Below are 5226 nucleotides of genomic sequence, written 5' to 3'. Positions count from 1 at the left end.
TCGTTGCAGCGAGGGCTGTGGCGCGACTCGTGACGGGGCACCCACCGCTGAGAGCTGCGCTCAAAAGCAAAAGCAAGCTCGCCTTCGGCTTCGCTGCTGGCCTTCGGCTTCGCTTGAGGTCTGCTCGTGTGCTCGCTGTTTGCTGGTCTAGGACGTGGATCACGTCCGAATGCACTAGCTAAGGTATGCCTTAGTTAAGTTAGGGTTACTTAGCCACCAGGGAGTGCTCGGAGGGATCGCGATGGAACCGGTTTTGGACCTGGCCGGAATCGGCTTCGGGCCGTCCAACCTCGCTCTCGCGATCGCTGTGGAGGAACATTCGCTGCCTGTCCGGGCTCGGTTCTTCGAGCGGCAGGCCCGGTTCGGGTGGCATCGGGGGATGTTGCTCGAGGACGCGACCATGCAGGTGTCGTTCCTCAAGGACCTTGTCACGTTGCGGAACCCGACCAGCTCGTTCAGCTTCCTGTGCTACCTGCGGGACCGGGGGCGGTTGATCGACTTCGTCAACCACAAGAACCTCTTCCCGCTGCGCAAGGAGTTCCACGACTACTTCGAGTGGGCTGCCGAGCGGGTGGCCCACCACGTGGCGTACGGGGCCGAGGTCAGTGATGTGCGTGTTGAGGGGGACGGGTTCGCCTTTGTTGCCGGTGACGCGGAGGTTCGGGCTCGCAACCTCGTGCTGGCCACCGGGCTCGAGGCCAACCTGCCCGACGGGGTGCAGGCCGGGGAGCGGATCTGGCACAACAAGGACCTGCTGCACCGGGTCTCGTCGTTGCGGGACCCGCGGCACGTCGTTGTCGTCGGGGCCGGGCAGAGTGCGGCCGAGGCCGTGGCGTTCTTCCACGACCGGTTTCCCGGGGTGGTGGTGCACGGCGTTTTCGCGCGGTACGGGTACAGCCCCGCTGACGACAGCGCGTTCGCCAACCGGATTTTCGACCCTGCCGCCGTCGACGACTTCTACTCGGCGCCCGAGGAGGTCAAGCGGCGGTTGATGGGGTACCACGCCAACACCAACTACGGGGTGGTGGACCACGACCTCATCGAGGAGCTGTACCGGCGGGTGTACCGGGAGAAGGTCGTGGGGCAGCAGAGGTTGTTGTTGCACAACACATCGCGGCTTGCCGACGTGGGGGCCGACGGGTCGTGCGTCATCGAGTCGCTCGCTGACGGGTCGCGGGTGCCCGTCGAGGCTGACGTGATCGTGTATGCGACCGGGTATCGGCCGGCCAACCCCGTTCGGGTGCTCGGGGAGCTCGCCGGGGAGTGCGTGCGGGACGAGCACGGGCGGTTGAAGGTGACCCGGGACTACCGCGTCGTCACCGGGGGCGGGATTCGCGGGGGGATCTACCTGCAGGGCGGTACCGAGCACACGCACGGGATCACGTCCTCGTTGTTGTCCAACACGGCTGTGCGTGTTGGCGAGATCCTCGACTCGGTGTTGCGGCAGCCGGCCGCGGTGCCGGCGTCGAAGCTTCAGGCAGTCAAGTAGGCGCACTGGTGAGAGGAACGTCATGACCAACCCGTTCGAGGACCCGCAGGGCCGATTCTTCGTGCTGGTCAACGAAGAGCAGCAGCACTCGCTGTGGCCGACCTTCGCGGAGGTGCCCGCCGGGTGGACCAAGGTCTACGGCGAGGAGAGCCGCGAGGCCTGTCTCGCCTACGTCGAGGAGAACTGGACGGACCTGCGTCCCGCCTCCATCAGGTGAGCCCGCCGGCGTGGCCTGCGGGTCGCGCCGGCGGTCGGTGGTGATGAGCGACGGTGCCGCGGATTGCGGTGCCGTCGCTTTGTGCTGTCCACGCCGCTTCGCTACTGCTATGGTTCATTACATGAGTAACGAACCCAGGAAGTGACGCCGTGTTCGACGACCGGAGCCCGATCTACCGGCAGATCGCCGACCGGATCAAGGCGGACGTGCTGAGCGGGGCGTTGAAGACGGACGAGCAGGTCATGTCGACCAACCAGTACGCCGCGTACTACCGGATCAACCCGGCCACCGCGGCGAAGGCCTTCCAGCAGCTCGTGGACGAGCAGGTGCTCTACAAGAAGAGGGGGATCGGGATGTTCGTGAGCGGGCAGGCTCGCGACATGTTGCGGGCACAGGGGAGGGAGACCTTCTTCGGGGAGGTCGTGGACCCGATGGTGGCGGAGGCGCGGGCGATCGGGATTCCGCTCGCCGAGGTCGTCCGCCGCATCGAGCAGCACGAGAACGGGGGCGTGTGATGCGTGTCGAGGCGCAGGGCTTAACGGTTCGCTACGGTGCGGTGACCGCCGTCGACGACATGAGTTTCTCGTTGTCCGGCAACAAGATCTACGGGCTGCTCGGCCGCAACGGGTCGGGCAAGACCAGTCTGATGTCGGCGCTCGCCGGGTACCGCAGGCCGGTCGGCGCCGTGACGCTCGACGGTGCGCCGGTCTTCGAGAACGCCGCCGCGATGCGCCAGGTCTGCCTCGTCCGGCACACCGCCGACGCCGCGGACAAGGGTGACAAGGTCTCCCACGTCCTCGAGTACGGCGCGGCGTGGCGGGACACGTGGGACAACGGCTACGCGCTGCGGCTGGCCGAGTTGTTCCGGATCTCGCCGAAGTCGAAGGTCGGCGCGCTGTCGCTGGGCCAGCGGTCGGCGCTCGGCGTCGTGCTCGGGCTCGCCAGCCGGTCGCCGCTGACGATGCTCGACGAGTCGCACCTCGGCATGGACACGCCGACGCGGTACGCGTTCTACGACGCGCTGCTCAGCGACTTCATGGAGCACCCGCGCACGATCATGATCTCCACGCATCTCATCGAGGAGCTGGCCTCGCTGCTGGAGGAGGTCCTGATCATCGACGCCGGGCGGCTGGTGCTGCAGGAGGAGGCGGACGTGCTGCGCTCGCGCGGCACCGAGGTCACCGGCAACGCCGCGGACGTCGACGAGTTCACCGCCGGCCTGACCGTGCTCAGCGAGAAGTCGTTGGGACGCACGAAGTCCGCGATGGTCTACGGCGCCTTGGAGGACGCCCAGTTCGTCCGCGCGCGGCAGCTCGGTCTTGAGCTCGGCCCGATCGCGTTGCAGGACCTGTTCGTCCACCTCACCGAGCCCGTCGGGGGGATGAGGTGAAGACCTTCCCGCACCTGGCCAAGATCCTGCTCTGGTTCTCCGCGGCGGTCGCCGCCGGCGCGTTCGCGTTCGTCGTGGCGCTCACGTTCGTGGTCTCGTTCTTCCGCGAGGTGGAGATCAGCGCCTGGAACGTGGTCGCGTCCCACATCGGGCCGTGGTTCCTGTTGTGGGTGGGCGTCTACGCGATCCACAACGTGCTGCCGATCGCCGTCGCGCACGGCCGTACGCGCCGCGACTTCCTCGCGAGCACGTCCGTGCTCGCGGTCCTGCTGGCACTGGCGGGGACGGCGCTCGCGTGGCTCGGCTACCTGCTCGAAGGCGGGATCTACGGGCTCATGGGCTGGACCGCCGACGAGCACGGCGCCGTGCCCGCCTACTTCTTCATGTACCTGGTGTGGTTCGTGACCGGTGCGCTGTGCGCGGCGGCGTTCGGCAGGTTCGGGCCCGGCGGTGTCTTCGTGCTGCCGGTGGCGTTCGCGTTCATCGCGCTCACCAGGGCGCAGATCCCCGGTTCCGGCACGCTGCCGTTCATCCCGGACGTGCCCGGCCTGCTCGGGCCGGGCTGGTACGGGGTGTCGGCGGCCGCGTTCGCGATCGCGCTGGCCGGGACGTGGGCGGTCGTGCGGGACATGCCGGTCCGCGTCCGCGGTTAGCCGCTGTCGCGCACCACCAGCGACGGTTCGAAGATCACGGCCGTGACGGGCGCCGGTTGCCCGGTGATCTGCCGCAGCAGCTGGCGCGCCATCTCCGCGGCCATGTCGGCGATCGGCTGGCGGACCGTCGTCAGCTCGGGTTCGCACGTCAGCGCGGCGGTGCTGTCGTCGAACCCGACGATCGCCACGTCGTCGGGGACCCTGCGGCCGTGGCGGTGCAGCACGGGGATCGCGCCACCGGCCATCAGGTCGGAGGCGATGAACACGCCGTCGACGTCCGGGCAGAGGGTGATGAGCTGGTCCATCGCGGCGGCACCGGACTGGCGGGTGAAGTCGCCGTGCACGACCCACGCCTCCGGCACCTCGGCGAGGAAGCCCTGGAGCCGGTCCTGGCCCGCGGCCGTGTCCTGCGGGCCGGTGATCGTGGCGATGCGGCGCCGTCCCAGCTCCTTCAGGCGGCGGCCGGCCAGCGCGGCGCCCGCGGTCTGGTCCACGTCGACGTAGGTGATCGGCATCGGTTTGAGCGGCCTGCCCGCGAGCACCACGGGCAGGCCGGCGGCGATCAACCGGCCCGGCACGGGGTCCGCCGGGTCGGTGTGCACGAGGATCACGCCGTCGAGCCGGCCGCAGCGCAGGTCGCTCAGCGCCTGCTCGCGGGTTCCGGGGCCGGTCATCATCAGCACCAGCTGCACGCCGAGCGGCCTGACCACCCTGGTCACGCCGCTGACCACGCTCGCCAGGTGCGGGTCGCCGAGCATGCGGCGCTCGTCCGGCAGCACCAGGCCGATGGCGTCCGCGCGGCGCGTCACGAGCGAGCGCGCGGCGATGTTCGGGAGGTAGCCGGTGGTGGAGATGGCCCTCTCGACGGCGTGCCGCATCGACTCGTCGACGGTCGAGGCGCCGTTGACCACCCTCGACGCCGTCGCGCGCGACACACCGGCAACACGGGCCACCTCCTCCAGCGTCACGCGCTTCACCCGGCCGCCAGTTCCGCCGTGCGGTGGCGCTCCATCAGGTCGACCACCGCGGCGGTGGGCGGGTGCGTGATCGCGGATCCGGCCGAGCGCAGCACTTCCAGCGACTCGGTGAGGTGCGCGTGGACGAACTGCCTCAACGCGTCGCCGTCCTTCGCGGCCAGCTCGATCTCCGCATCCGTGGGCATGCCGGGCATGTCGTGCCCGCCGTGGTTGTTCACGAACGGCCCGTCGAGCAGCTTGCGCAGCTCCACGAGCTCGGTGGAGCGGTTCTGCGCCAGCTCCGGCCGATCGGTCAGCTGCACGAGCCTGAGAGCCTGCTCGTCGGTGGCGATGGCCAGTTCCACGAACGCGCGTTCCGTTGCGCCGTAACCGTTCTGCGCGGACGTCGGGGCGGACGTGGTGGTGGGCGGGGGAGCGGGTGGAGCCTGCTGGCAGGCCGCGAGAAGGCCTGCCAGCAGGAGCACCGTCATCCGTGGTTGCCGGCGTGATCGCACTTCAGC

Annotated in this window: 7 protein-coding genes; 5 read left to right on the top strand and 2 right to left on the bottom strand. The window is 69.2% G+C overall.

All coding sequences use genetic code 11. From position 1 onward, the window contains the following. Window positions 1-241: 241 nt before the first annotated feature. The 5 genes from ACFWGZ_RS39370 (at window position 242) to ACFWGZ_RS39350 (ending at window position 3749) form a co-directional block, all read left to right on the top strand. Window positions 242-1489 (top strand): lysine N(6)-hydroxylase/L-ornithine N(5)-oxygenase family protein, encoded by a 1248-nt coding sequence (locus ACFWGZ_RS39370; protein WP_382456688.1) that lies wholly within the window; start codon window positions 242-244, stop codon window positions 1487-1489. A gap of 22 nt (window positions 1490-1511) precedes the next feature. Beyond that, on the top strand, window positions 1512-1706 hold the full coding sequence (locus ACFWGZ_RS39365) for an MbtH family protein (protein ID WP_325521500.1): 195 nt from the start codon (window positions 1512-1514) through the stop codon (window positions 1704-1706). Window positions 1707-1855: 149 nt separating this feature from the next. Beyond that, entirely contained in the window at window positions 1856-2221 is a 366-nt protein-coding gene (locus ACFWGZ_RS39360) for a GntR family transcriptional regulator (RefSeq protein ID WP_382456687.1), read from the top strand. 41 nt (window positions 2222-2262) lie between these two features. Continuing rightward, window positions 2263-3096, top strand: coding sequence for an ATP-binding cassette domain-containing protein (locus ACFWGZ_RS39355; RefSeq protein ID WP_382456686.1), 834 nt, complete (start codon window positions 2263-2265; stop codon window positions 3094-3096). Further along, entirely contained in the window at window positions 3093-3749 is a 657-nt protein-coding gene (locus ACFWGZ_RS39350; RefSeq protein ID WP_382456685.1) for a hypothetical protein, read from the top strand. Before ACFWGZ_RS39355 ends, ACFWGZ_RS39350 begins: the two co-directional genes overlap by 4 nt. Here ACFWGZ_RS39350 and ACFWGZ_RS39345 read toward each other — a convergent pair. Both ACFWGZ_RS39345 and ACFWGZ_RS39340 read right to left on the bottom strand, forming a co-directional pair. Then, window positions 3746-4717, bottom strand: a complete 972-nt coding sequence (locus ACFWGZ_RS39345) for a LacI family DNA-binding transcriptional regulator (protein ID WP_382456684.1) — start codon at window positions 4715-4717, stop codon at window positions 3746-3748. The genes ACFWGZ_RS39350 and ACFWGZ_RS39345 overlap by 4 nt on opposite strands. Before the next feature lie 5 nt (window positions 4718-4722). Beyond that, window positions 4723-5196 carry a hypothetical protein gene (locus ACFWGZ_RS39340; RefSeq protein ID WP_382456683.1) on the bottom strand — a complete coding sequence of 158 codons (474 nt, stop codon included), beginning with the start codon at window positions 5194-5196 and terminating at the stop codon, window positions 4723-4725. Window positions 5197-5226 lie beyond the last annotated feature (30 nt).

Source organism: Lentzea sp. NPDC060358 (assembly GCF_042725365.1).
Classification (GTDB): domain Bacteria; phylum Actinomycetota; class Actinomycetes; order Mycobacteriales; family Pseudonocardiaceae; genus Lentzea.
The sequence above is the reverse complement of the archived record's forward strand: the minus strand, read 5'-3'. Positions and strand labels throughout refer to the sequence as shown.

Coding starts and splice junctions, on each gene's coding strand:
- ACFWGZ_RS39370 (WP_382456688.1), top strand. CDS start 242: ATGGAACCGGTTTTGGACCTGGCCGGAATCGGCTTCGGGCCGTCCAAC.
- ACFWGZ_RS39340 (WP_382456683.1), bottom strand. CDS start 5,196: ATGACGGTGCTCCTGCTGGCAGGCCTTCTCGCGGCCTGCCAGCAGGCT.
- ACFWGZ_RS39365 (WP_325521500.1), top strand. CDS start 1,512: ATGACCAACCCGTTCGAGGACCCGCAGGGCCGATTCTTCGTGCTGGTC.